The sequence below is a fragment of the Bradyrhizobium sp. SZCCHNR1043 genome (genome assembly GCF_032489675.1).
Classification (GTDB): domain Bacteria; phylum Pseudomonadota; class Alphaproteobacteria; order Rhizobiales; family Xanthobacteraceae; genus Bradyrhizobium.
Map to the genome: position 1 here is coordinate 408,949 of NZ_JAUEYN010000002.1, position 26,055 is coordinate 435,003.

At 64.5% G+C, this 26,055-nt stretch carries 29 protein-coding genes; 21 read left to right on the forward strand and 8 right to left on the reverse strand.

Features of this window, described 5'->3' with window-relative positions:
* Window positions 1-509 precede the first annotated feature (509 nt).
* Entirely contained in the window at window positions 510-989 is a 480-nt protein-coding gene (locus QX039_RS04560) for a DUF3280 domain-containing protein (protein ID WP_315771715.1), read from the reverse strand.
* Window positions 990-1,131: 142 nt separating this feature from the next.
* Between QX039_RS04560 and QX039_RS04565 the strand changes: the two genes are divergently transcribed.
* From QX039_RS04565 to QX039_RS04585, 5 genes are all read left to right on the forward strand, one after another.
* Window positions 1,132-2,340, forward strand: a complete 1,209-nt coding sequence (locus tag QX039_RS04565) for an ABC transporter substrate-binding protein (RefSeq protein ID WP_315771584.1) — start codon at window positions 1,132-1,134, stop codon at window positions 2,338-2,340.
* A 158-nt stretch (window positions 2,341-2,498) separates the two neighbouring features.
* Complete coding sequence (locus QX039_RS04570; protein WP_315771585.1) at window positions 2,499-3,431, forward strand: YVTN family beta-propeller repeat protein; 933 nt, start codon at window positions 2,499-2,501, stop codon at window positions 3,429-3,431.
* Window positions 3,428-4,243: an ABC transporter ATP-binding protein gene (locus tag QX039_RS04575; protein WP_315713184.1), complete on the forward strand. Its 816-nt coding sequence runs from the start codon at window positions 3,428-3,430 to the stop codon at window positions 4,241-4,243. The genes QX039_RS04570 and QX039_RS04575 overlap by 4 nt, the downstream gene beginning before the upstream one ends.
* On the forward strand, window positions 4,240-5,094 hold the full coding sequence (locus QX039_RS04580; protein ID WP_315741281.1) for an ABC transporter permease: 855 nt from the start codon (window positions 4,240-4,242) through the stop codon (window positions 5,092-5,094). Before QX039_RS04575 ends, QX039_RS04580 begins: the two co-directional genes overlap by 4 nt.
* Window positions 5,091-5,702 (forward strand): hypothetical protein, encoded by a 612-nt coding sequence (locus QX039_RS04585; protein ID WP_315771587.1) that lies wholly within the window; start codon window positions 5,091-5,093, stop codon window positions 5,700-5,702. Before QX039_RS04580 ends, QX039_RS04585 begins: the two co-directional genes overlap by 4 nt.
* A 32-nt stretch (window positions 5,703-5,734) precedes the next feature.
* Here QX039_RS04585 and QX039_RS04590 read toward each other — a convergent pair whose 3' ends face one another.
* Together QX039_RS04590 and QX039_RS04595 are read right to left on the reverse strand one after the other, a co-directional pair.
* The gene (locus QX039_RS04590) at window positions 5,735-6,295 is read right to left on the reverse strand and encodes a PQQ-dependent catabolism-associated CXXCW motif protein (protein ID WP_315771589.1); all 561 of its coding nucleotides are present in this window, start codon (window positions 6,293-6,295) and stop codon (window positions 5,735-5,737) included.
* Complete coding sequence (locus QX039_RS04595; RefSeq protein ID WP_315771590.1) at window positions 6,292-7,173, reverse strand: substrate-binding domain-containing protein; 882 nt, start codon at window positions 7,171-7,173, stop codon at window positions 6,292-6,294. The genes QX039_RS04590 and QX039_RS04595 overlap by 4 nt, the downstream gene beginning before the upstream one ends.
* Before the next feature lie 161 nt (window positions 7,174-7,334).
* On the opposite strand from QX039_RS04595, the gene QX039_RS04600 reads away from it, so the two are divergent.
* Both QX039_RS04600 and QX039_RS04605 read left to right on the forward strand, forming a co-directional pair.
* Entirely contained in the window at window positions 7,335-8,261 is a 927-nt protein-coding gene (locus QX039_RS04600) for a quinoprotein relay system zinc metallohydrolase 2 (protein WP_315771592.1), read from the forward strand.
* Window positions 8,262-8,317: 56 nt separating this feature from the next.
* Window positions 8,318-9,139, forward strand: coding sequence for a quinoprotein dehydrogenase-associated SoxYZ-like carrier (locus QX039_RS04605; protein WP_315741276.1), 822 nt, complete (start codon window positions 8,318-8,320; stop codon window positions 9,137-9,139).
* Between the two features lie 20 nt (window positions 9,140-9,159).
* On the opposite strand, the gene QX039_RS04610 is transcribed toward QX039_RS04605, so the two are convergent.
* Window positions 9,160-9,519: a hypothetical protein gene (locus QX039_RS04610; RefSeq protein ID WP_315771594.1), complete on the reverse strand. Its 360-nt coding sequence runs from the start codon at window positions 9,517-9,519 to the stop codon at window positions 9,160-9,162.
* Window positions 9,520-9,605: 86 nt separating this feature from the next.
* Here QX039_RS04610 and QX039_RS04615 point away from each other — a divergent pair, with 86 nt between their 5' ends.
* From QX039_RS04615 to QX039_RS04630, 4 genes are read left to right on the forward strand one after another with little or no spacing between them, the layout of a single operon-like run.
* Window positions 9,606-10,586, forward strand: coding sequence for an ABC transporter substrate-binding protein (locus QX039_RS04615; protein WP_315771596.1), 981 nt, complete (start codon window positions 9,606-9,608; stop codon window positions 10,584-10,586).
* On the forward strand, window positions 10,586-11,323 hold the full coding sequence (locus QX039_RS04620) for an ABC transporter permease (protein WP_315741273.1): 738 nt from the start codon (window positions 10,586-10,588) through the stop codon (window positions 11,321-11,323). Before QX039_RS04615 ends, QX039_RS04620 begins: the two co-directional genes overlap by 1 nt.
* Entirely contained in the window at window positions 11,313-12,023 is a 711-nt protein-coding gene (locus QX039_RS04625) for an ABC transporter ATP-binding protein (protein WP_315756260.1), read from the forward strand. Before QX039_RS04620 ends, QX039_RS04625 begins: the two co-directional genes overlap by 11 nt.
* A 40-nt stretch (window positions 12,024-12,063) precedes the next feature.
* Window positions 12,064-12,411 carry a hypothetical protein gene (locus QX039_RS04630; protein WP_315756261.1) on the forward strand — a complete coding sequence of 116 codons (348 nt, stop codon included), beginning with the start codon at window positions 12,064-12,066 and terminating at the stop codon, window positions 12,409-12,411.
* Window positions 12,412-12,441: 30 nt separating this feature from the next.
* Here QX039_RS04630 and QX039_RS04635 read toward each other — a convergent pair whose 3' ends face one another.
* Window positions 12,442-12,654, reverse strand: coding sequence for a hypothetical protein (locus QX039_RS04635; RefSeq protein ID WP_315741270.1), 213 nt, complete (start codon window positions 12,652-12,654; stop codon window positions 12,442-12,444).
* 215 nt (window positions 12,655-12,869) lie between these two features.
* Between QX039_RS04635 and QX039_RS04640 the strand changes: the two genes are divergently transcribed.
* Window positions 12,870-13,178, forward strand: a complete 309-nt coding sequence (locus QX039_RS04640) for an EthD family reductase (protein WP_315741269.1) — start codon at window positions 12,870-12,872, stop codon at window positions 13,176-13,178.
* A gap of 168 nt (window positions 13,179-13,346) precedes the next feature.
* Here QX039_RS04640 and pqqA read toward each other — a convergent pair whose 3' ends face one another.
* A complete protein-coding gene (pqqA, locus tag QX039_RS04645) occupies window positions 13,347-13,427 on the reverse strand; it encodes a pyrroloquinoline quinone precursor peptide PqqA (protein WP_009031067.1) in 81 nt (26 codons plus the stop codon).
* 217 nt (window positions 13,428-13,644) lie between these two features.
* On the reverse strand, window positions 13,645-13,917 hold the full coding sequence (locus QX039_RS04650) for a hypothetical protein (protein ID WP_315741268.1): 273 nt from the start codon (window positions 13,915-13,917) through the stop codon (window positions 13,645-13,647).
* Between the two features lie 382 nt (window positions 13,918-14,299).
* Here QX039_RS04650 and QX039_RS04655 point away from each other — a divergent pair, with 382 nt between their 5' ends.
* From QX039_RS04655 to QX039_RS04665, 3 genes are read left to right on the forward strand one after another with little or no spacing between them, the layout of a single operon-like run.
* On the forward strand, window positions 14,300-15,964 hold the full coding sequence (locus tag QX039_RS04655) for a methanol/ethanol family PQQ-dependent dehydrogenase (protein ID WP_315741267.1): 1,665 nt from the start codon (window positions 14,300-14,302) through the stop codon (window positions 15,962-15,964).
* A 25-nt stretch (window positions 15,965-15,989) separates the two neighbouring features.
* Window positions 15,990-16,331 carry a cytochrome c gene (locus QX039_RS04660; protein ID WP_315771598.1) on the forward strand — a complete coding sequence of 114 codons (342 nt, stop codon included), beginning with the start codon at window positions 15,990-15,992 and terminating at the stop codon, window positions 16,329-16,331.
* A 32-nt stretch (window positions 16,332-16,363) separates the two neighbouring features.
* Window positions 16,364-17,266, forward strand: coding sequence for a transporter substrate-binding domain-containing protein (locus tag QX039_RS04665; RefSeq protein ID WP_315771716.1), 903 nt, complete (start codon window positions 16,364-16,366; stop codon window positions 17,264-17,266).
* Between the two features lie 20 nt (window positions 17,267-17,286).
* Here the strand turns inward: QX039_RS04665 and QX039_RS04670 are convergent, their stop codons facing one another.
* Window positions 17,287-18,234, reverse strand: a complete 948-nt coding sequence (locus tag QX039_RS04670) for a helix-turn-helix domain-containing protein (RefSeq protein ID WP_315741265.1) — start codon at window positions 18,232-18,234, stop codon at window positions 17,287-17,289.
* A 407-nt stretch (window positions 18,235-18,641) separates the two neighbouring features.
* On the opposite strand from QX039_RS04670, the gene xoxF5 reads away from it, so the two are divergent.
* The 6 genes from xoxF5 to QX039_RS04700 all read left to right on the forward strand — a co-directional run bounded on the left by xoxF5 (window position 18,642) and on the right by QX039_RS04700 (window position 25,992).
* A complete protein-coding gene (xoxF5, locus tag QX039_RS04675; RefSeq protein WP_315741264.1) occupies window positions 18,642-20,447 on the forward strand; it encodes a lanthanide-dependent methanol dehydrogenase XoxF5 in 1,806 nt (601 codons plus the stop codon).
* Window positions 20,448-20,579: 132 nt separating this feature from the next.
* Window positions 20,580-21,059 (forward strand): c-type cytochrome, methanol metabolism-related, encoded by a 480-nt coding sequence (locus tag QX039_RS04680; RefSeq protein WP_315741285.1) that lies wholly within the window; start codon window positions 20,580-20,582, stop codon window positions 21,057-21,059.
* A 78-nt stretch (window positions 21,060-21,137) separates the two neighbouring features.
* A complete protein-coding gene (locus QX039_RS04685) occupies window positions 21,138-22,247 on the forward strand; it encodes an S-(hydroxymethyl)glutathione dehydrogenase/class III alcohol dehydrogenase (RefSeq protein WP_315756267.1) in 1,110 nt (369 codons plus the stop codon).
* A 33-nt stretch (window positions 22,248-22,280) separates the two neighbouring features.
* The gene (gfa, locus tag QX039_RS04690; protein ID WP_315713222.1) at window positions 22,281-22,844 is read left to right on the forward strand and encodes an S-(hydroxymethyl)glutathione synthase; all 564 of its coding nucleotides are present in this window, start codon (window positions 22,281-22,283) and stop codon (window positions 22,842-22,844) included.
* A gap of 359 nt (window positions 22,845-23,203) precedes the next feature.
* Window positions 23,204-23,656, forward strand: coding sequence for a (2Fe-2S)-binding protein (locus QX039_RS04695; protein WP_315741262.1), 453 nt, complete (start codon window positions 23,204-23,206; stop codon window positions 23,654-23,656).
* 2 nt (window positions 23,657-23,658) lie between these two features.
* Window positions 23,659-25,992, forward strand: a complete 2,334-nt coding sequence (locus QX039_RS04700) for a xanthine dehydrogenase family protein molybdopterin-binding subunit (RefSeq protein ID WP_315771600.1) — start codon at window positions 23,659-23,661, stop codon at window positions 25,990-25,992.
* Window positions 25,993-26,055: the final 63 nt, after the last annotated feature.

The following is a 26,055-nucleotide window of genomic DNA, read 5'->3' on the forward strand; positions in this document are numbered from 1 at the left end:
CGGTGGCGACAAAAATTTCACTTTCGTTTTTCCGGAAATCGTGATTGTTTAGCCCCATCCCGCCTCGTCGAGAGGGCGTATCGCGGTCGTCACGAACGTGGAGGTGGGATGCGGTGGACGCCGGCGGCGCGCAGCATGCTCAGGGCATCACATGCCTCGTGAGAGCGTGCGGACGAACGCGTCACGGCGTACGGCCAAGTCGCGTGGTCCTGGCATCCCGATGCCGATGCCTCCGCGGCGGCGTGCTCACAGCGCGTCGTCGCGCACGGTGACCAGAAAGCCCGGCGCACCGGGGAGAACGCGAAGCAACCGTTAAGACCATCCGCGCAGGGAGGGCCGGGATGTCCCAGCCGAACCTGTGGTACCTGCCGCCTGCATTTCTTTCTGCAGGCGGGCCATGGGGGCGGCAGGCTCCCGGCCTTCCCTGCGCCTCTTGTTTTCCAAGGGGCGACCGGCACGCAAAGCTCGGGCGTCATCCGCCGCGAGAATGCACCGTCATATCTCGTCGGCTACTGCGCCTGCGGCGCACCGTAGTTCGGCGCCAGCAGGCGGTTGCGGACAAGCCAGGCCATGGTGCGCGTCCAGGATTCGTCGGTGTTGCCGCGCATGTCGGCGGTCATCGCCGCGACCGGCTTGCCGGTGTGAACGTCGCGCAGATAGATGTTCATGTTGAGGATGAGATTGGAGACCTTCTGCACCGTCCCGGTGATGGCGAGATCGGCGCCGATGTCGCCCGCGAGCTTGACGTCGCAGCCGCCGCAGGCCTGCAGATTGCTGTGGTGCGCCGCATCGTTAATGGAAGCGATGTCGAGCACGCGAAATCTGCCGGAGTCCTGCAGCGCCGCGCGCAGTTGCTCGGCCGCATGCGCCAGCCTGTTCTGCTCGTCCTGGCGCGGGCCCTGCACCTCGCCCTGCAGGCTGGTGTCGATCAGCTCGAAGTCGAACACCGCCACCTTGGTCGGCTCGGCCTGCACTGATGTCGCAGACATCAGGATCAGGAACGCGGGGAGAACGGCAGGTTTCAAGGTCGTGATCCGAAATGACGCGACAGCGGCCAAAAGTGGGGTTGAAAGCTAGGCCAATTCGTTCATCTTGCAAAATGAAACCTCGCCGGACAAGGACGAGGGAACAATGGGAGGACATGTGGTCCTGGGAGTTCTGGCCCGATCTCTGATGGGCGCGATCGGCCTCATCGCCGCCGCAACTGCCGCCAGCGCGGCGGATCCGGTCGACATCGCGATCGGCTATCTCGGCCGCGCCAGCGTGCCGCAGACCTTGTCGCCGCTCGACCAGCCAGCGGCCGATGATGGCGTGGCCGGCGCGAAGCTCGCGATCGAGGACAACAACACCACCGGCAAGTTCCTCAACCAGCGCTTCACTTTGATCGACCGCCGCGTCAAGGATGACGAGGACGCCGCGCAGGCCTCCAATGAGCTCGCCGGCAAGACGGGATTCGTCCTCGTGGACCTGCCGGCAGATGCGCTGCTGAAGGTCGCAGATGCGTTGCGGGGCCGCGGCGTCACCCTGCTCAATGTCGGCGCCACCGACGACCGGCTGCGCGAGCAGGACTGCCGCGCCAACGTCATCCATGTCGCGCCGACGCGCTCGATGCTGGCCGATGGCCTGGCGCAATATCTGGTCTGGAAGCAGTGGAAGCGCTGGCTGCTCGTCACCGGCTCGCACGACAATGACAGACTGTTCGCCGATGCGCTGCGCCGCGCCGCCACGCGCTTCGGCGCCAAGATCGTGGAGGAGCGCACCTTCGAGGACATCGGCGGCGCACGGCGCACCGACTCTGGCGTCACCTTGATCCAGCGCCAGATGCCGGTGTTCACGCAGAAGGCGCCCGCCTATGACGTGCTGGTCGCGGCCGACGAGAGCGAGGTGTTCGCCTCCTATTTGCCCTATCGCACCTGGGATGCGAGGCCCGTCGCCGGCTCCGCTGGCCTGCGTCCGACCAGTTGGGATCCTTCACAGGACCAATGGGGCGCCACCCAGCTGCAGAACCGCTTCATGAAGCTCGCGTCGCGCCGCATGGACGCCTTGGATATGCAGGCCTGGATGGCCGCGCGCATGGTCGGCGAGGCCGCCTCGCGCACCAACTCCGGCGACGCCAAGACGATGACCGACTATCTCAAGAGCCCGAACTTCACGATCGCCGCCTTCAAGGGCACCCGCCTCTCGCTGCGCGACTGGAACCTGCAGCTCCGCCAGCCGATCCTCTTAGCCGACGGCCGCATGATCGTCTCGGTCTCCCCGCAGGAGGGCTTCCTGCACCAGGTCTCCGAACTCGACACCCTCGGTATCGACCGCCCCGAAACCAAGTGCAAGCTGCAATGATGTCGGATCGAACCATGCTGATGAGAATGCCTAGTCCGACATGCCGGGCCGACATGCGTGCTGGTGTGGAGCCTTCCGCACACGCGCGTCCCGAAGGGCGATCGCAGCTTTGCAAGCGCTTCGGCACAGCAGTCAGCCTGCTCATCGCCGCACTCGTCATGGCCCATGCAGCCCCCGCCTCCGCCTACGTCGCCTTCGTCTCCAACGAAAAAGGCAACACCGTCTCCGTCATCGACACCGACACATGGACGGTCACCAAGACCATCAAGGTCGGCCAGCGGCCGCGCGGCATCGCGTTCACGCGCGACGGCAAGTTCGTGATGGTCGCGGTCGGCGATGACGACACCATTCAGGTGATCGATGCCAAGAAGATGGAGGTGGTGGATACCCTGCCCTCCGGCCCCGATCCCGAGCTGTTCGCGCAGGACGCCGCCGGCAAGACGCTCTATGTCGCCAACGAGAACGACAACACCGTCACGGTGCTCGACCTCGAGAAGCGCGTCCGCATCGGCGACGTCCAGGTCGGCGTCGAGCCGGAGGGCATGATGCTCAGTCCGGACGGCAAGATCCTGATCTGCACCTCTGAAACCACCAACATGGCGCATTTCATCGACACGGCAACCCGCAAGATCGTCGCCAACGTGCTGGTCGATGCGCGGCCGCGCTATGCCGAGTTCAAGAGCGACGGCTCGGAGCTGTGGGTGTCCGCCGAAATCGGCGGCACCGTCTCGATCATCGATCCGGCCAAGCGTGAGGTCACCGGCAAGATCAAGTTCGCCGTGCCCGGCCTGCGCAGCGAGGCGATCCAGCCGGTCGGCATCGGGCTCACCAAGGACGGCAAGACCGGCTTCGTCGCGCTCGGCCCGGCCAACCGTATCGCCGTCGTCGACGGCGCCACCCACGAGGTGAAGAAGTATCTCCTGGTCGGCCAGCGCGTCTGGCACATGGAGTTCACACCGGACGAGAAATATCTGCTCGTCACCAACGGCGTCTCCAACGACGTCTCGGTGATCGACGTCGCCGCGCAGAAGGTGATCAAGACCATCCAGGTCGGCGAGCTGCCCTGGGGCATCACGATTGCACAGCCATGACGACGCAAAACGCACCCGCTCTCGACTCGACAGGCTCTGCATCGCAGCCGGCGCCCGAGCAGGTCCCCGCGCTGTCGGTCGCCGGCGTCAGCCATTCCTACGGCGCACGCAAGGCGCTCAACGACGTCAGCTTCGCCGTCCAGCCTGCGAGCTTCACCGCCCTGCTCGGCCTCAACGGCGCCGGCAAGAGCACGCTGTTCTCGCTCATCACGCGGCTGTTCGCGGTGCAGACCGGCCAGATCGGCATTTTCGGCCATGACATCGGCCGGACGCCGGGCGAGGCGCTGCGGCTACTCGGCGTCGTGTTCCAGCCGCGCACGCTCGATCTCGATCTGTCGCTGACCCAGAACCTGCTCTACCACGCCGCGCTGCACGGCATCGCCCGCCGCGAGGCCCGCGCGCGCAGCGAGGAGCTGCTGGCGCGGATCGGCCTCGCCGACCGCGCCGGCAACAAGGTGCGCGACCTCTCCGGCGGCCAGATGCGCCGGCTGGAGATTGCTCGCGCCCTGCTGCACCGGCCGCGCCTCTTGCTGCTCGACGAGGCCACCGTCGGCCTCGACGTCAAGGCGCGCGCCGACATCGTCGGCCATGTCCGTCAGCTCGTCGCCGAGCAGGGCATCGGCGTGCTCTGGGCGACGCATCTGTTCGACGAGATCGCGGCGACCGACGATCTCGTGGTGCTGCATCAAGGCCGCGTGCTGGCGCGCGGGCCCGTCCCGCAGGTCATCGCCGAGGCCGGTGCGACCGACGTCAACGCGGCGTTCGCGCGGCTGACGACCCAGGCCAGTCCGGCGCGGAGCTCCGAGCCATGACCGTCACCACCGTGCACGCCCCCCCACCCACACGCAGCGGCTTCTCGGCCGGCGAATACATCACTTGCCTCACCGGCATCGTCTGGCGCGAGGGCCTGCGCTTCCTGCATCAGCGCGAGCGCTTCGTCTCGGCGCTGGTACGGCCGCTGGTCTGGCTGTTCATCTTCGCCGCCGGCTTCCGCCAGGTGCTGGGCATCTCGATCATCCCGCCCTACGAGACCTACATCCTCTACGAGGTCTATATCGCGCCCGGCCTGATGGCGATGATCCAGTTGTTCAACGGCATGCAGTCGTCGCTGTCGATGGTCTATGACCGCGAGATGGGCAACATGCGCACCTTGCTGGTGAGCCCGCTGCCGCGCGGCTATCTCCTGTTCTGCAAGCTGCTCGCCGGCACCGCCGTCTCGGTGCTGCAGGTCTATGCGTTTCTCGCCATCGCCTGGTTCTGGGACATCACCCCGCCGCCGATGGGCTATCTGACGGTGCTGCCGGCGCTGATCCTGTCCGGCCTGATGCTCGGCGCACTGGGCATGCTGATTTCCTCCGGCATCAAGCAGCTCGAGAATTTCGCCGGCGTCATGAACTTCGTGATCTTCCCGATGTTCTTCGCCTCATCGGCGCTCTACCCGCTCTGGCGCGTCGAGGAAGGCAGTCCCTGGCTGGCTTATCTCTGCGAAGCCAACCCCTTCACCCACGCGGTCGAGCTCATCCGCTTTGCGCTGTACGGCAAGCTGAACTGGGTTTCGCTCGCGGTGGTCGGCGGCTGCACCGCCGTATTCATGATCGGCGCGATCCTGGCCTATGATCCGTCGCGGGGGTTTGTCAGGCGCGGTCCCGGAGGCGAGGCATGAGGTTCAGAACGACACTGGCGGCCGTCGCCATCGCTGCGTCAGCCAGTGCTGCGCAAGCCGCCGATCCGCGCTATCCGGATTGGCCCTGCCCGCAGGCCAAGGTGCCGGAAATCTCCATCGCGGCGGTGTGGTCCGGCCCGCCGATCGACGATGTCGGCGCGAGCTGGAAGGACGATGTGAAGGTGGCCGAGCTCGTCGCCAAGCTTGCCGCGCGCCGTATCCCGCTGGAGCAGGCCCAGAAGGACGTCGCCGATTTCCTGACCGGAACGTCCGAGGAGAAGACACGCAAGGGCAAGCTGCTGTTCGTCGGGCTGTTCGACACGCTGAACGCGCAGCGGACATCGGTCATGAACGGCCTCGAGCGCGTCATGCGCAAGCAGCGCGAGGCCGTCGACAAAGTGCGCGGCGACACGATCAAGCTGCAGGAGATGCAGAGCAGCGCCGCGCCGGATCAGGCCAAGGTCGAGGAAATGACCAACCAGTTGAACTGGGAGACGCGCATCTTCGAGGATCGGCGTCGCGTGATGAAGTTCGTCTGCGAGGTGCCGACCGCAATCGACCAGCGCCTGTTCGCGCTGGCCCGGGAGATCCAGCAGGACATGGAGTAGCCGTTTTGATGCGCTCTCGCCGCCCTCCCCGCTCACTCCTCAGGCCGCGGCTCAGGCTGCGTCTGCTGCAGCGGCAGGTCGGCGCGGCTCCAGCCGTCGGTCCCGTCGGGATACCAGGCGACGTTGCGATAGCCATAGGTCAGCGCGCGCCTGGCGGCATTCCACGACATCCAGCAGTCTTCGAGGCAGTAGAACACGAGCAGACGACCGAGGTCGCCGCCCGACGCGTGCGCCAGCCCGCGCTTCAGATAGTCCTCAGTCTGGGGCGCCAGCACACCATAGCCGGTATCGGGCAGCCACATGCTGCCGGGAATGTCCAGGCGCGGCTGCTCGCGCCACACCGTCCCGGCCGGCAGATTCTTCGGCTTGGGCGGGCGCGGCAGCACGTCGACGAAGGCGGCGGACTTCGCGCGCCAGATCGCCTCGGTCTCCCGCGTCGACAGCACGCGTGCACCGGCCAGGGTCGTCGGCACCGGCGCGCGGTAGTTCTCGGTCCGGTAGCTGTCCGGCTCCGGCACGAGATCATCGGCTCGGACCGCCGCGGCGATCAGCAGCACGCCTGCCAACGCCGCCGCGGCGAGCCGAACGATCATGGCGATGTCTTCGCCGCAGCCTCGGCGGTGATCAGATGATTGCTCTCGTCCAGCAGCGGCACCCCGAAGTCCAGCAGGATCTTGTTGATCTCACCCTGGTTCTCCTGGATCAGCTTGTTGAGCTGACGGCGCCAGTTCTGGTCCGCGCCACGGACGCCCATGGCGATGCGATAGATCAGCTTCGGCCCGCTGGTCTCTTTCACCAGCGGCGTCACGTGCAGCTGCGGGCTCGCCTGCTTGGCGTAGTACCCGGCCATCGGGCCCCACAGCACGCCGGCATCGATATCGCCGGACTTCAGATCATTGATCATCGCCTCCGCCGACGAATCGACGCGGGTGTCGATCATCAGCGGGTAGGGCTTTGCGGTCGGCATCAGCCCGGCCAGCGCCATGTTGGTCGCCGGCGGCGTGCCCGCCACGATGCCGATATGCTTGCCCTTGAGCTTGGCGTCCTCCAGCGTCGTCACGTCGGCGAGATCGGAGCCCGGCTTGGTCACGATCGCGTAGGAGGTCCGGTAATACGGGCTGGTGCTCTGCACCAGGTCGTCCCCTTGGGGAAAGCCCATGATCACGTCGCAGCGGTGCGAGCCCAGCGTCATGCGCACGAATCCGGTGGCCTGCGGGAAGAACGTGTAGTCGACCTTCTTCTGCAGCTTGGCGGCAAAGAGCTCGGCCAGCTTGTTCTCGAAGCCGTCGCCCTTCTCGTTCGAGAACGGCAGGTTGCGCGGATCGGCGCAGACCCTGAGCACCTTGGGATCGACCAGCTCGATCGACAGGTCCAGGCCATCATTGCTCTGCGCGAAAGCGGCGGCCGGTCCGAGCAGAGTGAGCCCCGCGGCAACGGCCAGCGAGCAGGCAAGTTTGTGACGCTTCGTCATCCGTATTTCCATCCCTATCGAACGCATCGCGGTATTTTTGAAAATGCTAGGCCGCCGGCCGCTCCGGTGCAACAGCCGCCGTCATCGCGAAGAGTTGACCCATTGCTGCACCGCAACGTCCATCGTCTGACGCACACCTCTCACGCGAGCAAGGCAAGCCGATGGTGAGACAATTGATCATCGCGATCACCGCCTGGGGGGCGCTGGCGCTAGGCAGCGCCGCTCTTGCCATGCCGCCGGAACTCGAGGTCAGCGAGATCGCGCCCGGCGTGTTCGTTCACGTCGGCCAGACCGCGCTGATGAACGCGGCGAACGAGGGCGCCATCGCCAATGTCGGTTTCATCGTCGGCAACGACGCGGTCGCCGTGATCGACACCGGCGGCAGCGTCCGCGAAGGCCGCGCGCTGCTGGCAGCGATCCGCGCCCGTACCGCCAAGCCGGTGCGCTACGTCGTCAACACTCACGCCCATCCGGATCACGCATTCGGCAACGCGGCATTCGAGGGCGACGGCACGCGCTTCGTCGGCGCCAAGAACCTGCCGCGCGCGCTTGCATTGCGCGGACCGCACTACATCGAGGCGTTCCGGCGCCTGATGGGCGCCGAGCTGATCGACGAGGTCCGTCTCGTCGCCCCGTCGATCCTCGTGGACGACGAGATGATGCTCGACCTCGGCGGCCGTACCCTCACGCTCAAGGCCTGGAGCACCGCGCATAGCGACTGCGACCTGTCCGTCTATGATGACCGGAGCCGGATCTTGTTCGCCGGCGATCTCGTATTCCTGCGTCACATCCCGGTGATGGATGGCAGCCTGCGCGGCTGGATCGCCGACATGGCCGCGCTCGCGATCATCCCGGCCGAGCGCGTCGTCCCGGGCCATGGCCCTGTCAGCCCGTGGCCACTGGCGCTCAGCGACGAGCGTCGCTACCTCGACATATTGGCCCACGACGTTCGCGGGCTGATCAAGGCGGGCAAGCCGATCGCGGACGCCGCTGGGGCCGCCGGATCGGAGCGCGGCAAATGGGAGCTGTTCGACGACTACAATGCCCGCAACGCGACTGCGGCATTCTCGGAAATGGAATGGGAATGAGGGCGGCGACGCGCTATGATCGTTAATTCACCCGACTGCCCGAGGAGGATTGCGCCATGATCCGGCTCCACCTGCCGTCCACCCTGCTTCTCGGGGCATGCCTCGCGTTTGCCTTCGCACCTGCGAAGGCCGCTGATGGTTACGATCCCTGGCCGGGACTAGTCCAGGACATCTTCAACAACAAGGCGATGCAGGACGGCAGCAATGTGCTGTCGATCGAGATGCCGACGCGCGCCGAGGATGCCTCGGTGGTTCCGGTCACCCTGCGCAGCAAGCTGTCGCCCGCCGACGAGCGCCGCATCAAGACCATCACGCTGGTGATCGACCAGAATCCCGCGCCCATGGCGGCCAAGTTCACGCTCGGCGCGGACGCCAACGTGACCGCGATCTCGACGCGGGTCCGCGTCAACAACTACACGGATGTGCATGCGGTGGCCGAGCTCACCGACGGCCAGCTCTATGTGGTCAAGACCTTCGTCAAGGCTTCCGGAGGCTGCTCGGCCCCGGCGGCGAAGAATCCGGACGAGGCCAAGGCGCGCATCGGCCAGATGCGCTACCGGCAGTTCACGCAGAGCAGCGACGGCGCCACGAGCGGCATCCGCGAAGCGCAGGTCATGGTCGGGCATCCCAACAATTCCGGGCTCCAGATGGACCAGGTGACGCAGCTCTACATTCCGGCCTTCTTCATCGACCGGCTGACGCTGTCGCAGGACGGCAGCCTGGTGCTGTCGGTCGAAGGCGGCATCTCGATCTCGGAGGATCCCAATATCCGCTTCACCTACGTGTCGAACGGCGCCAAGCAATTCCGTGCGGAAGCGAAGGATACGCAGGGCCACGTGTTCGAGCACGACTGGCCGGCCGACGGCTCAGGAACTTGATGCGGCAGAGCGGCAGCGCTTCAGAAGCATCTCACTTCGGCTTCGGCCTGCGCCCGACGGAGATCGTTCAGCGCGGTGGCGGCCTGCTCGGACGTGCGGAACTGGGTGCCGAGAGTGCTGTGCACCTGGGACATGCTGAGGACGGTCTCGGCCGTGACGTAGCGCTCATAGGGAAGGATCGAGGCGATCACGTCGATCGAGCAGGAGCACTGCGCGATCGCCTCCCGGGTCTCGCCATTGGCCTTCATGCAGCCGAACACATATTCGGCCCGCGCAGAGGTCGGATAGTCGTTGAGATCCTCGGCGTGAGCCGACCCGCGCAGCGCGATCATGGCAATGAGGGTGGCGACAATCGGTCCTACCGGAACAGCACTACGCATCACAGTCCTCCGCGGCATCGCAGCCGAAGCTATGCTAAGAGAATGAGGCTGAAAAGAACACATCTCGAGGAAATGCAGACGGGCTCATGACGCAGATCGGTCGTTTGTTGATGGCGATTGTCGCCTGCGCCCTGCTGCCGGTCACGGCATGCTGCGCCGCCGAGACCGTCAAGGTTGCAGTGCAGAAGACCGGCACCCTCGCCTGGGAGCTGGCCGTGATCCGCGCCCGCCAGCTGGACAAACAGGCGGATATCGCGATCGATGCGGTCGAGCTTGCGAGCCCGGAGGCCGGCAAGATCGCGTTGCGTGCCGGCAATGCCGACATCATGGTATCGGACTGGCTGTGGGTGTCGCGCGAGCGTGCGCTCGGCGCCAAGCTGACCTTCTATCCCTATTCGAGCGCGCTCGGCGCCGTGATGGTGCCGGCGACCTCACCGATCAAGACACTTTCCGATCTGAAGGGACGCAAGCTCGCGGTGGCCGGCGGCCCGCTCGACAAGAGCTGGCTGCTGCTGCAGGCCACGCTCAAGCGCGACGGCGTCGATCTGAAATCGCAGGCAACCATCACCTATGGGGCACCGCCGCTGCTGGCCGCCAAGCTGGCCGACGGCGAGATGGATGCGGGCTTGAACTTCTGGAATTTCTGCGCGGCCCTGGAGGCCAAGGGCTTCCGCCGGCTTGCCGGCATCGAGGACCTGCTGCCGCCATTCGGCGCCAAGGGCCGCACCGCGATGATCGGCTATGTCTTCGACGAGGACTGGGCCGCCAAGCATCGCGATCTCGTCGCACGCTTCCTAACCGTCACGGCCAAGGCCAAGGAGATCCTGGCGACTTCCGACGCCGACTGGCAAACGATCGCCCCGCTGACCGGCGCACAGGACGACGCCACCTTGCGCGCCTACCGCGACCGCTATCGCGAAGGTATTCCGCGCCGGCCGGTGGCCGAGGAAGAGGCTGACGCCCGCGTTCTCTACGGCGTGCTCGCCTCGATCGGCGGCCGCGATCTGGTCGGCCCTGCGGCTGAGCTCAGTCCCGGCACCTACTACAGGGCGGATGCGAGGGATTAGTGCTGCGGCTGTTGTCCTTTGCGCTTCTGCTCGCCACCTGGTGGATTGCCGCGGCTGTCGCCGGCAGCGCCAAGCTGCCATTGCCATCGGCCGTGCTTGCGGTTGCGGTGGCGGAGGCGCGGTCCGGCGCGCTGTTTCTGCATCTCGGCGCAACGCTCGCCCGCGTCGCCCTCGCCTTCACTCTGTCGATGGCACTCGGCTCGGCAATCGGCTTTTTGATGGGGCGCAGCCAGCTCGCCAACCGCCTCGGCGATCCCTGGCTGATCCTGCTGCTCAATCTTCCAGCGCTGGTGGTGATCGTGCTCGCCTATATCTGGGCCGGTCTCACCGAGGTCGCTGCGATCGCAGCAATCGCGATCAACAAGCTGCCGACCGCCGTCGTCACCTTGCGCGAAGGCGCCCGCGCGCTCGATCCATCGCTCGACGAGATGGCCAAGGTGTTTGCCTTTTCGCGCGGACGCATCCTCCGCCACGTCCTGCTGCCGCAGCTCGCACCTTATATTGCGGCTGCCGCGCGCTCCGGCCTTTCATTGGTCTGGAAGATCGTGCTGGTGGCCGAACTGCTCGGACGGCCCAACGGCATCGGCTTCGAGATCGGCGTCGCCTTCCAGCTGTTCGACATTCCGCTGCTGCTCGCCTACTCGCTCAGCTTTGCTGCCGTGGTGCTGGTGATCGAGGCCGTCATCGTCCAGCCGTTCGAGCAGCGCGCATCGAGGTGGCGGCTCCGTGCGGCTTGAGGTCGATATCAGGTCCAAGAGCTACACCAGCGCCAATGGCAAGCGCCAGGAGGTGATTGCGGGCATTGCTTTTGCGCTGCAGCGGGGCGAGGTCGGCGTCGTCGTCGGCCCCTCCGGGTGCGGCAAGAGCACGATGCTGCGGATCCTCGCCGGTCTGGACAACGACTATCAGGGCCAGGTATCGCGGCCTGAGGGAGCCCGGCTGGCGATGGTGTTCCAGGAGCCGCGGCTGCTGCCGTGGCGATCGGTGGAGGACAACGTCCGGCTGGCAGCGCCCGGTGTCGCCGAGGACAGGCTGGCCGCGATTTTCGGCGTGCTCGAGCTCGAGGGACATCGCAGCCATTTTCCAGGCGAGTTGTCGCTCGGCCTCGCCCGCCGCGTCGCGCTGGCGCGCGCCTTTGCGGTCGAGCCGGATTTCCTCATCCTGGATGAGCCGCTGGCTTCGCTCGACGACGCGCTCGCCGCGCGGCTGCGCGAGGAGATTGCGACGCTGGTGGCCAACAGGCCGATGATCACGCTCCTGGTCACGCACAGCATGGACGACGCGGCGCGGCTCGGCGACCGGATCTTCCTGCTATCCTCGCGCCCCGCCCGTCTGCTGCATGCCGTCCCGATCGACCTGCCGCGCGCGCAGCGCAACAACGACACCGTTGCGGCGACCAAGGCCGATCTGGCGCGACTGGATTTTTCCGTGTCATAGTCATGGCAATCAAAGGACGTCGGAAACCCAGGGAAATGCCATGAAACGCGGACTCGCCGTGACGGCAACCATTCTGTTCGCCATGCCGCTCGCAGCCGTCGCACAAAGCAAGGGCATCCGGCTCTGGAATCTGACCACCGCAACGATGACCGGTTTTCAGCTCTCTCCGGCCGGCCAGAACAACTGGGGTCCGAACCAGACGCTGAGCGACAAGGACAAAGAGCTCGATCACGACGAACGGCTGAAGCTCACCGGCATCGAGCCTGGGCGCTACGACGCCAAGGTGAGCTATGCCGGCGAGCGGCAGTGCGTCGTACGCGGCCTCGACATCAAGGCCGACGCCGTGATCTCGGTCGCGGACAAGGACCTCAAGGAGTGCACGAAGTAGGCAGCCAGCGCGCCGACGGCCAAACCGGCCTCAGGCCTTGTCGTTAGTGTGCGGATATTCGCAGCGCCACCGCACTGCCGTCCATTTCGGGTGCTCGCCGATCCACTGGGCGATGTAGGGCGGCGCCTTCATCGCGCATTGCTGCAGAGAGGCGCCGCCATCTGCGAAAACGAGATGCTGCTCCTCGCAGGTGGCCGGAGACAGGACTGCGCAGACGGTGATGACGAGATCGATGGGGCTCATGGCTCGTTGTCCTTCGATAAGCCTGAAGCAACGTACCTGAAACTACGACATCCGGCTGCATCAGTTTCTCTTTGCGCAACAAATTATCCAGCGGAACCAAGGCTGGAACGACCATCCCCGGACCAAGCCGGCCCTGACGCTTGATCCGAACCGGCAGATCGGCTGCAATGGACTCGGTCGATCGACCTCAAAAAGAGCGAATGCGGAGGAAGCAGATGCCCAAGGTTCTCGTACTCTACAAGACCCCCAAGAGCGCCGAGGCGTTCGACAAACACTACATGAACGTCCACGTGCCGCTGGCGAAGAAGATTCCCGGCCTGAAGAGCTACGATATCAGCCGCGGCCCCGTGAATGGGCCGACGGGCGCCACCAACATCCACCTCGTTGCCACCCTGGTATTCGATTCGATGCAGGCGCTGCAGGCGGGAATGGGCTCTGCCGAAGGCAAGGCGGCGGCGGGCGATCTGCCCAATTTCGCCGATGGCGGCGTCGATCTGTATATCTTCGACACGCAGGACGTTTGATCCTTGGACGGTCCTCAGGCCGTCACCAACGTTCGGCGGTGTGCCCGTCATACCCGATCGGCCGAGAGGCCGGTCGCCGGGACGATCTCGCGGGTCGTCTGCAGAATGGATCCGCCAAGCCAGTCCGAAGCAAATTTTGCTCTTCGTGGCTTGGCAGACCGCTACGCGCTACTTGCGCGCCGCACAGGCGTACATGTTGATTTCCATGCCAACCGGCACTTCGACGATCTTCGGTGTCTTCCAGGCCATTTCAAGCTCCCAAGTTCGACTATCATTGACTGACGCATTGCTCGCGCCGACGTCGAAGCTAGGACCGCATCAGGTGGAACGCAAGGCTCCGCAACCGTGGAGCATTTCCCAGCGGTTGGCGATCGATTGAACGAAACAAAAATCCAGCCGCCTGGCTGGACGCCGTTCCGCCTCAATCCTCGTAGGACGTGCCCCCTGAGCGGGACGGCAGCTTCGCTCACGCACCGCCCGGCTGCACATAGCAGAACACATATCGATTGCGGCTCAGGAAGATGATGCCGTGCCCCGTCGGATTTCCCTTGTCCCACTTCAGCTTGTGATCGGGGACCTCGATTTCGGTACCGACATCGATGTGCGGACGGCCACGCGGCTCATCGGGACGGTCATCGGTGATGATGACATAGGTCTTGCCGTTGCGGACATGGATCTCATCGGCAAAGTAGGCGTCAGCCTCACCGCAGCATGATGCCGTCGGGACATCGGGCTGCATCAACGCCTCGTACCATTGACGCAATGCAGGATCGACCGCTCCCCACTGACCGAGATCACGCGCACTCGCACTCACCCAAAGGCAACAAAGCATGCCGAGCCAAAGGATGGTTCGTCTCATCCGCCTACTCCTCTGTTGTCCCGGCATGGTGCAGTGAAGCAATCTTCATGCCGCAACGCAGCATAGGAGCGGTGCCATCATGCCGAACTCGATCAGCGAGCAGCGACAACGGCTTGGCTGTCCCGTCCGAATCGGACGAGGAGGGCTTCCCGATGAGACGAGGATCGTTGCCACCTTTTCGTATTGACGGTTCCTGATTTCGAGGGGAGTGTTGTTCCCGCAGCGTCAGGATAGGCGCGCATAAAAATCTCGGAGGAAATGAATGAAGCGGATCGCGCTGGCCGCAGGCCTCGCCATTTTTGCATCACATGGTGCAAGCGCGCAGAGCGCCGATCAGTTGGTCAAGGGTGCAACTGATACGGCAAACGTCCTCAACTACGGCATGGGCTACAATCTGCAGCGGTTCAGCCCGCTCACCCAGATCAACAAGGACAACGCCAAGAACCTGGTCCCGGTCTGGAACTACAGTTTCGCCGATGATCGCAGTGAAGAATCGCAGCCGCTGGTCTATCAGGGCGTGCTCTACGTCACGACCCACAATGCGACGATGGCCGTCGACGCCAAGACCGGCAAGCAGATCTGGAAGAGCAAGATCGACTATCCCGCCGAGACGCCGCGCGTGGTCTGCTGCGGCATCATCAATCGCGGCGCCGCACTGTACGACGGCAAGGTGTTCCGGACGACGCTCGATGCCAACGTGATTGCGCTCGATGCCAAAACCGGCAAGGAGCTGTGGCGCCAGAAAGCCGCCGATATCAAGGAAGGCTACTCGATGACCGTCGCGCCGCTGGTCGCCGACGGCGTCGTTTTGACGGGCATCTCCGGCGCCGAGTTCGGCACCCGCGGCTTCATCGATGGTTGGGATCCCGCGACGGGCAAGCATTTGTGGCGCACACACACGGTCCCAAGCCCGGATGAACCCGGCGGCGACACCTGGAAGGGCGACACCTGGAAGCTGGGCGGCGGCTCGACCTGGATCACCGGCTCCTACGATCCCGAGCAGAACACCGTGTTCTGGGGCGTCGGTAATCCCGGACCGTTCAACGCGGCGGTGCGCCCGGGCGACAACCTCTACACCTGCTCGGTGCTCGCGCTCGATCCGAAGACCGGCAAGATGAAGTGGCACTTCCAGTTCTCGCCGAACAATCCGTTCGACTACGACGCGGTCGCGGAGATGGTGCTCGCCGATATGAACGTCGAGGGCAAGCCGACCAAGGTGCTGATGAACGCTAACCGCAATGGCTTCTTCTACGTGCTCGATCGCACCAATGGGAAGCTGCTCGCGGCCAACCCCTATGTGAAGGTGAACTGGGCCTCCAGCATCGACCTGAAGACCGGGAAGCCGGTCGAGACCGACGTGACGCGTGATGCGCGCGAGGGCAAGAAGGTCACGGTCTATCCGTCGATCCTCGGTGGCAAGAACTGGGAGCCGATGTCGTTCAATCCGCAAACGGGATTGGCCTATGCCAATACGCTCGTGTTCGGCGGTCACTACAAGACCGAGCCTGCGACCTACAAGGCCGGCGAGTGGTACCTCGGCATGGACCTGACGGATCTGTGGGATTGGCCGGAAGGGCCGCGCGGTCAGCTCAAGGCCATCGATCCGATGACCGGCAAGACCAAGTGGGAGCAGCCGAGCGACATCCCGCGCTTCTCCGGCGTGCTGTCCACGGCAGGCGGCGTGGTGTTCTCGGGCAAGCTGACCGGCGAGTTCGAAGCTTTCGACGCCGACAGCGGCAAGAAGCTGTGGCAGTTCCAGACCGGCTCCGGCATCGAGGGCCAGCCCGTCACCTGGCAGCAGGACGGCGTGCAGTATGTCGCTGTCACCTCCGGCTACGGCGGCGTCTACTCGCTGTTCTCCGGTGACGAGCGCCTCGCCAACGTTCCGGCAGGCGGCTCGTTGTGGGTCTTCGCGGTCAAGAATTGAGTGCGGATCGCCCGTGAGACAGACCATGTTCATGAGAACGGCGGCGGCCTTCGCCGCCGTCATGGCGACTTTGGCCGTGCCATCGACGACCGCCCTCGCCCAACAACAAGATGGCAGCGCTGCACACAGCCAGGTCGACCTCGGCAAGACGACGTTCGCTCAGAAGTGCTCGCACTGCCACGGGCCCAACATGGTGAACTCCGGCACTGTGACGCCCGACCTGCGCCGGTTTCCCGATGACCAGCCTCGTTTCGTCACCACGGTGAAGCAGGGCAAGAACGGCCGCATGCCGCCCTGGGGCGACATTCTCAGCGATGACGAGATCACCGCGCTGTGGGCCTACGTTTCGAGCCGGAGAGCGCAGTGATACGCCATCTCTGCTGTTGGTTGGCCGCCTTGATGATTTCGACGGTGTCGTCAGCGGCTTCAGCCGCTGACGACGTGCTGCGCATCTGCCTCGACGAAAATCTTCCGCCGCTCTCGGCCCATCATCGTGGCAAGCCCGGCGGCGGCTTCGATGTCCTGCTCGGTCAGGCGATCGCCGATCGCCTCGGCAGGAAGCTCGAGATCCAGTGGTACGAGAGCAAATTGGACGAAGATTCCAGTCCAGCGCTGGAGGCGAATGCACTGCTATCGGACGGACGCTGTTCGTTGCTCGGCAGCTATGCGTTCACGCAGGACGGTTTGGTTGCGCCGGGCGTCAAGACGGCCAAGCTGCCGGACTTCGATGGCGCCACGCGCGACGATCGCCGTCGCCGTGTTCCGCTCGGCACGCTGATGCCGAGCAAGCCGTATATGTTCTCAACACTGACCGTCGTTCTCGGACCTTCCGCGAAACCGCGCCCGATCACCGACATCGGCGATCTGGCCGGGCTGCGGCTGGCAATCGAGAGCGGCACGTTGGCGGATGCCATCCTGATGACGTTCGACAAGGGACGGCTGATCGACGACATCACTCATTTGATTCCGGCGCGGGACGATCTGCTCGGCGCGCTCGAACAGGGTAAGTTCGACGCGACCCTGCTCGATAGCAGACGTTTCGATGCGTATCGGGCGGCTCATCCCGACACCAAGCTCGGCGGGTCGGGCTACAGCTATCCGATCGGCGTGAACCGAGGTTATGTCGGGCTGGCCAGTTCGGCCGAACTCATCACATCGGTCGACAAGGCATTGACGGAGCTCGACGGCTCCGGGGCCCTGGCGAATCTCGGTCGGTCCGCCGGACTGACCTATCTTCCGCCGCGCGAGCCGGTGATTCTCGGCGATGCATTCCAGAGGATCATCCGGAGCGGCGCACGCTAGCGCGGTCGCTCCACGACCGCTCAGCGCGCCGCAGTCTTGTGAACCGACGATGGCACGACGCCGAAATATTTGCGGAAGACGCGACTGAAGTGCGACGAGCTCGAAAAACCCCATGAGAACGCGACATCGGTGATGGTCTTGCCGCTCTGCGTCTCCAGCTCCTGACGGCAATGCTGAAGCCGGGCCCGCCAGATGTAGTCGCTGACCGTCATCCCACGATCGCTGAAGACCATGTGAAGGTAGCGCTTGGTGCAACCCAGGGCCGCCGAAATCTGATCGATGCACAGATCGGGATCGCGCAGATGCTCGCGGATGAAGGCTTGAGCGCGGATATAGACCGCCTCGGGTCCCGCACGGTCCAGCATTCGATCGGCTTCGCGCAGCGGCAGCAGCAGTAGATCGATCAGCGACTCGGCGACGCTGGCCGCCGAGTTGGGCGACAGCCGGGTCGCCTCGTCGAACGCGGCATGGGTGACGTCATGCGCAATCCGACCGGTCCCGCTCCGCGCCGACAGCTTGTATGCCGGCATCTTCTCCGACCGGAAACCGCGCTCCTGCAACAGCTCCTTGGGCACGATGACAACGTCATGGCGCGTCAACGCGGGGCTGATGATCGTGTGCGGCGACGACACATCGTAGGCGAGGCAATCGCCGGGGCCGATCTCGATCTGGCGGCCATCCTGCTCGAAATAGGACGTTCCATAGGTCTGGAACAAGATCTTGATGTAGGGATGTGCCGCCTTTTGCGCACGCGCATAGGAATGCGCAATGCGGTGCTGGCTGGCCTCGATCTGGCAGAGCTTCAGGCGCGATACCGTCGTGAAATTGATGCGCCCCTCGAATGAGGCCCCCTCCAGCGGATCGACATCGAAACGTCCGCACAGGTCGGTCAGTGCATCTGACCAACGCTGGATCTGGCTCTTCGGCGAGAAGCCCGAAGTATTAAGCGAGCGGATCGTATCGGACATGTTTCATCCACCGATTCATGATCGAAACGCAACGGGTCCGCCGCAGGACGGCGAACGAGACTGCAGCAAGATTGCTCCCATTTTAAGGCTGCGGCTCTTTCGCGGCGCACTCGTTCCATAACGCGCCCTATCTGATCCTCCGCCTTCATCTCTGTAAGGTCAAGGGAAACGTCAACCCTCGGTGGAACCGCGATGCTGCAAATTGATGCTGCGCAGCAAGAGTGGCCCTCATGTTGCGGACCAGCAAAGCAAAATCTCCTTCAAAAACTTCTATTCGCTTCACTCTTGAGCAAGCTCTTTTCTCTTTTGGGCAAGTTTCCCGGTTGGGAAGTGGATAATCAATGATGCCGAAAACGAATACTGGGCCGCGTGATGCGGAACCTCAGTTGAACCCGGGAGGAAAGACGATGCGAAGAGTGCTACTCGCAACATGTCTGACGTCAGTCGCGGCGCTTGCCGCGGGTGGCGCGTGGGCCAGTGAAGAGCTGGTCAAGATGTCGGCCAACCCGAAGGACTGGGTGATGCCGGCGGGAGACTACGCCAATACGCGTTACTCCAAGCTCAACCAGATCACCGCCCAGAACGTCGGCAAGCTGCAGGTCGCGTGGACCTTCTCCACCGGCGTGCTGCGCGGCCATGAAGGCGGACCGCTCATCATCGGCAACCTGATGTATGTGCATACGCCGTTCCCGAACAAGGTCTATGCGCTCGATCTCGCGCAGGACAACAAGATCGTCTGGAAGTACGAGCCCAAGCAGGACCCGAACGTCATTCCGGTGATGTGCTGCGACACGGTCAACCGCGGCGTCGCCTATGGTGACGGCAAGATCTTCCTGCATCAGGCCGACGACAAGCTGGTGGCGATCGACGCCAAGACCGGCCAGCATGTCTGGACCGCCGTCAACGGCGATCCGACCAAGGGCCAGACCGGCACCTCGGCGCCGCTGGTGGTGAAGGACAAGGTCCTGGTCGGCACGTCCGGCGGCGAGTTCGGCGTCCAGTGCAGCATGACCGCTTACGACATCAAGAGCGGCAAGCAGGTCTGGAAGGCCTATTCCGAAGGTCCGGATGACCAGATCCTGTTCGATGCCAACACCACCGCGCTCGGCAAGCCGGTCGGCAAGGACTCGAGCTTGAAGACCTGGCAAGGCGATCAGTGGAAGACCGGCGGCGGCTGCACCTGGGGCTGGATCTCCTACGATCCGCAGCTCGACATGGTCTATTACGGGTCGGGCAATCCCTCGACCTGGAACCCGAAGCAGCGTCCCGGCGACAACAAGTGGTCGATGACGATCTTCGCCCGCCACGCAGACACCGGCGTCGCGAAATGGGTCTATCAGATGACGCCCCACGACGAGTGGGACTATGACGGCGTCAATGAGATGATCCTGTCGGACCAGTCGATCAACGGTCAGCCGCGCAAGCTGCTCACGCACTTCGATCGTAACGGCCTCGGCTATACGCTCGACCGTGCCAGCGGCGAGCTCCTCGTCGCCGAAAAGTTCGACCCGAAGGTGAACTGGACCACCGGCGTCGACATGGACAAGAACTCGCCGACCTACGGCCGTCCGAAGGTTGTCGATCAATACTCGACCGACAAGCAGGGTGAAGACGTCAACACCAAGGGCATCTGCCCGGCGGCGCTCGGCACCAAGGACGAACAACCGGCCGCCTACTCGCCGGACACGCAGCTGTTCTACGTTCCGACCAACCATGTCTGCATGGACTACGAGCCCTTCAAGGTGAGCTACACCGCAGGTCAGCCCTATGTCGGCGCGACGCTGTCGATGTATCCGCCGGCGGGTGAGACCCATATGGGCAACTTCATCGCTTGGGACGGCAAGACCGGCAAGATCGCCTGGTCGAACAAGGAGCCGTTCTCGGTGTGGTCGGGTGCGCTCGCAACGGCCGGCGGCGTGGTGTTCTACGGAACGCTCGAAGGCTACCTCAAGGCGGTCGATGCCAAGACGGGCAAGGAGCTCTACAAGTTCAAGACTCCGTCCGGCATCATCGGCAACGTCACGACCTACGAGGCAGGCGGCAAGCAGTATGTCGCCGTGCTCTCGGGTGTCGGTGGCTGGGCCGGCATCGGTCTCGCGGCGGGCCTGACGGATCCGACCGCCGGTCTCGGTGCGGTCGGCGGCTACGCAGCGCTGAGCAACTACACCGCCCTGGGCGGCGCGCTCACCGTGTTCTCGCTCCCGCAGCAGTGAGCTAGGCACCTGCTTCCGGCGCATGGATTTCGTCCATGCGCCGGTTCGCCTGCCCCAGAAAATTAAGGGAAGACGCCCTTGCGTAGAATCTGTTTTGCGGTCGCCACGGCTCTGATCCTGGCAACCGGCGGGATGAATGTCGCCGAAAATGCCTGGGCGGAAAGTCCGGGAGATCCTGCGGCCGTCAAGTCCGAAGACGGGAAGTACTTCGATAAGGATGGCAATCCGACCTACAAGGTGGGCGCCGACGGATCGGTCGACTGGTACACCTACTCCGGATACCGCCGCTATCATTCCGAATGCCACGTCTGCCACGGGCCCGACGGCATGGGATCGACTTATGCGCCTGCGCTGAAGGACTCGGTCAAGACCATGAGCTACGGCGATTTCATCGGTGTCATCGCCAGCGGCCGCAAGAATGTCAGCACGTCCCAGGAGAACGTCATGCCGGCTTTCGGCGACAATCCGAACGTGGCCTGCTACATGGACGACCTCTACATCTACCTGCGCGCCCGCGGCAATGACGCGGTGGGACGCGTTCGCCCGGCCAAGCACGAGGACAAACCGCCAGCCTATACGGAAGCGGAGAACTCCTGCATGGGCAAGAAATGACTGACGACGGGGACCGCGCCTGAACAGTTTCCCTGGGCAGCGTCGCGGGCTCAAGAGAATGAAAGAGGAGTTTGAGACATGAAGACGCGCGCCGCGGTCGCTTTCGAAGCCAAGAAGCCGCTGGAGATCGTCGAGGTCGACCTCGAAGGGCCGAAGGCCGGCGAGGTACTGGTCGAGATCAAGGCCACCGGCATCTGCCACACCGATGCCTACACGCTCGACGGTTTCGACAGCGAGGGCATCTTCCCCTCGATCCTCGGCCATGAGGGCGCCGGCATCGTGCGCGAGGTCGGCCCTGGCGTAACCTCGGTCAAGCCCGGCGACCACGTCATTCCGCTCTACACACCGGAATGCCGCCAGTGCAAGAGCTGCCTCAGCCGCAAGACCAATCTCTGCACCGCGATCCGCGCCACGCAGGGCAAGGGCCTGATGCCCGACGGCACGTCGCGCTTCAGCTACAAGGGCCAGGCCATCTACCACTACATGGGCTGCTCGACCTTCTCCAACTTCACCGTGCTGCCGGAGATCGCGGTCGCGAAGATTCGCGAGGACGCGCCCTTCGACAAGAGCTGCTATATCGGCTGCGGCGTCACCACGGGCGTCGGCGCAGTCGTCAACACGGCCAAGGTCACGCCCGGCTCGAACGTCATCGTCTTCGGCCTCGGCGGCATCGGCCTCAACGTGCTCCAGGGCGCGCGGATGGCGGGCGCCGACAAGATCGTCGGCGTCGACGTCAATGACAGCAAGGAGGAATGGGGGCGCCGCTTCGGCATGACCCACTTCGTCAACCCGAAGAAGGTGACCGGCGACATCGTCCAGCATCTGGTTGCGCTGACGGATGGCGGTGCCGACTACACCTTCGACTGCACCGGCAATACCACGGTGATGCGCCAGGCGCTGGAAGCCTGCCATCGCGGCTGGGGCGAATCGATCATCATCGGTGTCGCCGAAGCCGGCAAGGAGATCGCGACCCGCCCGTTCCAGCTCGTCACCGGACGCGTCTGGAAGGGCACGGCGTTCGGCGGCGCGCGCGGGCGCACCGACGTTCCCAAGATCGTCGACTGGTACATGAACGGGAAGATCGAAATCGACCCGATGATCACCCACACGCTCAAGCTCGAAGACATCAACAAGGGCTTCGACCTGATGCATGAGGGCAAATCGATCCGTTCCGTCGTCGTGTTCTGACCCCAAGCACGCAAAACTGAGGAGGATTGCGCCATGACTGTCCACATCCACCCGTCCGTCGATAACGGCGTCAAACAGGGAAGCGGCCATTTCGCCGGCGGCACGCTGGTCTGCAAGTGCCACGACCGGCCGGTCAAGGTCGGCATCAAGGGCGATGTCGCGCATAACCACGCGTGCGGCTGCACCAAATGCTGGAAGCCCTCCGGCGCGACCTTCTCGGTCGTTGCAGTGGTGCCGCGGCAGAACGTCACGGTGCTGGAGAACGGCGACAAGCTCAAGATCGTCGATCCCTCCGCCGTCATCCAGCGTTACGCCTGCACCGGCTGCGGCACGCATATGTATGGCCGCATCGAGAACACGGGCCACCCGTTCTACGGCCTCGACTTCATTCACCCCGAGCTGTTCCAGGAGCAGGGTTCGGCCGCGCCGGGCTTTGCGGCCTTCGTCTCCTCGGTGATCGAGTCGGGCGTGAAGCCGGAACAGATGGGCGAGATTCGGGCGCGATTGAAGGAGCTGGGGCTCGAGCCCTATGACTGCCTGTCGCCGGCCCTGATGGATGCGATTGCCACCCACGTGGCGAAAGCAAAGGCGGCCTGACGGCCGCCACGTACCAAGCGTACCAACTGAAGCGTTCCTTCCTGAAGACTTGGTGCCTCGCCTGCCCCACGCTGGCGAGGCATTCTTTTTTGTCGTCGTTTTGGTCTGGCGGCCGCCATTGTTGTCGGCGCACCGCCCATTGTTCCGCATTTGCATTGCAGCGGGCTGCACGCGCAGCGCTCGTCTGCTCTGACAACACACGCGCCTGTGTAGACCGACGCCTGTCCCGGTCTGCTATCATTAGTCGTTTTCCGACAACTCTCGATTGATCCGGCGCGTGCACGTAAGGACATGTGGTCCCGCGCGCGTCCACCAACGATCAGAACAGCGACCATTGGTCCGACAGAGCGAGGGCGAACATGATCAAGGTGAAAATCAACGGACAGGAGCAGAGCTGGGATGGCGATCCGAGCCTGCCGCTGCTGTGGTATCTGCGCGACGAGCTGGGTTTGACCGGAACGAAATATGGGTGCGGCGCGGCGCTGTGCGGCGCCTGCACCGTGATAGTCGACAAGGAAGCGGCGCGCGCCTGCATCACCGCAGTGTCGGATGTCGCGGGACGGGAGGTCACCACCATCGAAGGTCTGCATCCGACTGGAGATCATCCGGTGCAGAAGGCGTGGCGGCAGGTCAACGTGCCGCAATGCGGCTTCTGCCAGGCCGGGCAGATCATGCAGGCGGCCGCACTCTTGAACGAGAATCCCAAGCCGTCGCATGACCAGATCAGGGATGCGATGGCCGGCAACATCTGCCGCTGCGGCTGCTATCAGCGCATCGAGAATGCGGTCCATCTGGCCTCGACGGGGGTGTGATCATGAGCATCATCGCAAATCCCGACATCGCAAAGTCCGCGTCTCGCCGCGGCTTCGAGCGGCATCTCAAGGTCGAGAACGTCTCGCGCCGTACCATCCTGCAGACGCTGGGCCTCGCCGGCGGGTTCGTGCTCGCGGCTCCCTTGCTGTCGCGCCCGGCGTTTGCCGCCTATGAAACCGGCGCCGGCAAGATGCCGCACGGCACCGTGGTCGATCCCAAGGTTTTCGTTTCGATCGCCCCCGACGGCATCGTGTCGATCCTCGCCCACCGCTCCGAGATGGGCACGGGCGTGCGTACCAGCCTGCCACTGATCGTGGCGGAGGAAATGGAAGCCGACTGGTCGCGCGTGCGCGTCGTGCAGGCTCCCGGCGACGAGGTGAAGTTCGGCAACCAGGATACCGACGGTTCGCGCAGCACGCGGCACTATCTGCTGCCGATGCGACAGATCGGCGCCATGGCGCGGGCGATGCTCGAAGCCGCGGCGGCCAAGCGCCTCGGCGTGCCGCCGAGCGAAGTGAAAGCCGTCAATCATGAGGTCGTGCACAGCGCCAGCGGCCGCCGCCTCGGCTTCGGCGAGCTCGCGGCCGATGCAGCCAATCTGCCGGTCCCTGCGGTCGACACCGTGCAGCTGAAGTCGCCGAAGGACTTCCGCTATCTCGGCAAGGGCCAGGTCAGTATCGTCGATCTGCACGACATCACCGTCGGCAAGGCGCGCTATGGAGCCGACGTCCGCCTGCCCGGCATGAAATACGCGGTTATCGCCCGGCCGCCGGTCACCGGCGGCAAGGTCAAGTCGTTCGATCCGGCCGAGGCGCTGAAGGTGCCCGGCGTCGAGCAGGTGATCGAGGTCAAGGGCTGGCCCTGGCCGTCGAAGTTCCAGCCGCTTGGCGGCGTCGCCGTGATCGCGCGCAACACCGGCGCTGCAATCAAGGGTCGCGACGTGCTCAAGGTCGAATGGGACGACGGCGCCAATGCTGCTTACGACTCCGTCGCCTATCGCGCCGAGCTCGAAGCCGCCGCACGCCAGCCGGGTCTCGTCGTGCGCCAGGAGGGCGATGCAGAGGCCGCGCTGAAGTCGGCCGACAAGGTGATCACCGGCGAGTACTACCTGCCGCATTTCGCCCATGCCAGCATGGAGCCGCCGGTCGCGGTCGCCGACGTCAAGGGCGACAAGGCCGAAATCTGGGCGCCTGTGCAGAGCCCCGGCGGCACGCACGAGGATGTCGCCAAGACGCTGCAGATCCCGCCGGAGAACGTGACCGTCAACGTCACCCTGCTCGGCGGCGGGTTCGGGCGGAAGTCCAAATGCGACTTCGCGCTCGAGGCTGCCCTGCTGTCGAAGACGCTGGGCGCGCCGGTCAAGGTGCAGTGGACGCGTGATGACGACCTCCATCACGATTTCCTGCACACTGTGTCGGTGGAGCGCATCGAAGCCGGGCTCGACAAGAGCGGCAAGGTGGTGGCCTGGCGCCACCGCAGCGTCGCGCCGACCATCCTGTCGACCTTCGCGGCGGGCGCCGATCATGCCGCGCCGTTCGAGCTCGGCATGGGCCTCGTCGACATGCCGTTCGAGATCGCCAACATCCAATGTGAGAATCCCGCCGCCAAGGCGATGACCCGCATCGGCTGGTTCCGCTCGGTCTCGAACATCCCGCGCGCCTTCGCCGTGCAATCGATGGTCGGCGAGATCGCCCACGCGACCGGACGCGACCAGAAGGACATGCTGCTCGATCTGATCGGCACTCCGCGCGTCCTGAAGCTCGCCTCGGTGAAGGATCTCTGGAACTACGGCGAGCCCTACGAGAGCTACCCGATCGACACCGGCCGGTTGCGCCGCGTCGTCGAGTTCGTGGCCGAGAAGGGCAATTGGGGCCGCTCGGTGCCCAAGGGCCACGGCCTCGGCATCGCCGCGCATCGCAGCTTCGTCAGCTACATCGCCACCATCGTGGAGGTGTCGGTCGACGACAAGGGCAAGCTTGTGGTGCATCAGGTCGACACCGCGATCGACTGCGGCACCTTCGTCAACCCCGAGCGCATCGCTTCGCAGCTCGAAGGCGCCGCGATCATGGGGCTGAGCCTCGCCAAATATGGCGAGATCAGCTTCAAGAACGGCCGGGTGCAGCAGCGCAACTTCGACGACCATCCGGTGGTCCGAATCGACGAGGCACCGCTGGTCACCAACGTGCACATCGTGCCCGTTGATGCCGACACGCCGCCGAGCGGCGTCGGCGAGCCGGGCGTGCCGCCATTCGCGCCGGCGCTCGCCAACGCGATCTTTGCCGCCACCGGCAAGCGCCTGCGGGCGCTGCCGATCGGCAATCAGCTCGCGACCTGAGCTTGCAGCAATCAGCAGATCGTCGGCCGGAGCGATCCGGCCGGTGATCCCAGCGGAAGAAGC

What these genes read in the sequence shown, in the direction of transcription:
- QX039_RS04560 (WP_315771715.1), bottom strand. Translation starts at nt 989, where the DNA reads ATGTCTGCGACATCAGTGCAGGCCGAGCCGACCAAGGTGGCGGTGTTC.
- QX039_RS04565 (WP_315771584.1), top strand. Translation starts at nt 1,132, where the DNA reads ATGGGAGGACATGTGGTCCTGGGAGTTCTGGCCCGATCTCTGATGGGC.
- QX039_RS04570 (WP_315771585.1), top strand. Translation starts at nt 2,499, where the DNA reads ATGGCCCATGCAGCCCCCGCCTCCGCCTACGTCGCCTTCGTCTCCAAC.
- QX039_RS04575 (WP_315713184.1), top strand. Translation starts at nt 3,428, where the DNA reads ATGACGACGCAAAACGCACCCGCTCTCGACTCGACAGGCTCTGCATCG.
- QX039_RS04580 (WP_315741281.1), top strand. Translation starts at nt 4,240, where the DNA reads ATGACCGTCACCACCGTGCACGCCCCCCCACCCACACGCAGCGGCTTC.
- QX039_RS04585 (WP_315771587.1), top strand. Translation starts at nt 5,091, where the DNA reads ATGAGGTTCAGAACGACACTGGCGGCCGTCGCCATCGCTGCGTCAGCC.
- QX039_RS04590 (WP_315771589.1), bottom strand. Translation starts at nt 6,295, where the DNA reads ATGATCGTTCGGCTCGCCGCGGCGGCGTTGGCAGGCGTGCTGCTGATC.
- QX039_RS04595 (WP_315771590.1), bottom strand. Translation starts at nt 7,173, where the DNA reads ATGACGAAGCGTCACAAACTTGCCTGCTCGCTGGCCGTTGCCGCGGGG.
- QX039_RS04600 (WP_315771592.1), top strand. Translation starts at nt 7,335, where the DNA reads ATGGTGAGACAATTGATCATCGCGATCACCGCCTGGGGGGCGCTGGCG.
- QX039_RS04605 (WP_315741276.1), top strand. Translation starts at nt 8,318, where the DNA reads ATGATCCGGCTCCACCTGCCGTCCACCCTGCTTCTCGGGGCATGCCTC.
- QX039_RS04610 (WP_315771594.1), bottom strand. Translation starts at nt 9,519, where the DNA reads ATGCGTAGTGCTGTTCCGGTAGGACCGATTGTCGCCACCCTCATTGCC.
- QX039_RS04615 (WP_315771596.1), top strand. Translation starts at nt 9,606, where the DNA reads ATGACGCAGATCGGTCGTTTGTTGATGGCGATTGTCGCCTGCGCCCTG.
- QX039_RS04630 (WP_315756261.1), top strand. Translation starts at nt 12,064, where the DNA reads ATGAAACGCGGACTCGCCGTGACGGCAACCATTCTGTTCGCCATGCCG.
- QX039_RS04635 (WP_315741270.1), bottom strand. Translation starts at nt 12,654, where the DNA reads ATGAGCCCCATCGATCTCGTCATCACCGTCTGCGCAGTCCTGTCTCCG.
- QX039_RS04640 (WP_315741269.1), top strand. Translation starts at nt 12,870, where the DNA reads ATGCCCAAGGTTCTCGTACTCTACAAGACCCCCAAGAGCGCCGAGGCG.
- pqqA (WP_009031067.1), bottom strand. Translation starts at nt 13,427, where the DNA reads ATGGCCTGGAAGACACCGAAGATCGTCGAAGTGCCGGTTGGCATGGAA.
- QX039_RS04650 (WP_315741268.1), bottom strand. Translation starts at nt 13,917, where the DNA reads ATGCAGCCCGATGTCCCGACGGCATCATGCTGCGGTGAGGCTGACGCC.
- QX039_RS04655 (WP_315741267.1), top strand. Translation starts at nt 14,300, where the DNA reads ATGAAGCGGATCGCGCTGGCCGCAGGCCTCGCCATTTTTGCATCACAT.
- QX039_RS04660 (WP_315771598.1), top strand. Translation starts at nt 15,990, where the DNA reads ATGTTCATGAGAACGGCGGCGGCCTTCGCCGCCGTCATGGCGACTTTG.
- QX039_RS04665 (WP_315771716.1), top strand. Translation starts at nt 16,364, where the DNA reads ATGATTTCGACGGTGTCGTCAGCGGCTTCAGCCGCTGACGACGTGCTG.
- QX039_RS04670 (WP_315741265.1), bottom strand. Translation starts at nt 18,234, where the DNA reads ATGTCCGATACGATCCGCTCGCTTAATACTTCGGGCTTCTCGCCGAAG.
- xoxF5 (WP_315741264.1), top strand. Translation starts at nt 18,642, where the DNA reads ATGCGAAGAGTGCTACTCGCAACATGTCTGACGTCAGTCGCGGCGCTT.
- QX039_RS04680 (WP_315741285.1), top strand. Translation starts at nt 20,580, where the DNA reads ATGAATGTCGCCGAAAATGCCTGGGCGGAAAGTCCGGGAGATCCTGCG.
- QX039_RS04685 (WP_315756267.1), top strand. Translation starts at nt 21,138, where the DNA reads ATGAAGACGCGCGCCGCGGTCGCTTTCGAAGCCAAGAAGCCGCTGGAG.
- gfa (WP_315713222.1), top strand. Translation starts at nt 22,281, where the DNA reads ATGACTGTCCACATCCACCCGTCCGTCGATAACGGCGTCAAACAGGGA.
- QX039_RS04695 (WP_315741262.1), top strand. Translation starts at nt 23,204, where the DNA reads ATGATCAAGGTGAAAATCAACGGACAGGAGCAGAGCTGGGATGGCGAT.
- QX039_RS04700 (WP_315771600.1), top strand. Translation starts at nt 23,659, where the DNA reads ATGAGCATCATCGCAAATCCCGACATCGCAAAGTCCGCGTCTCGCCGC.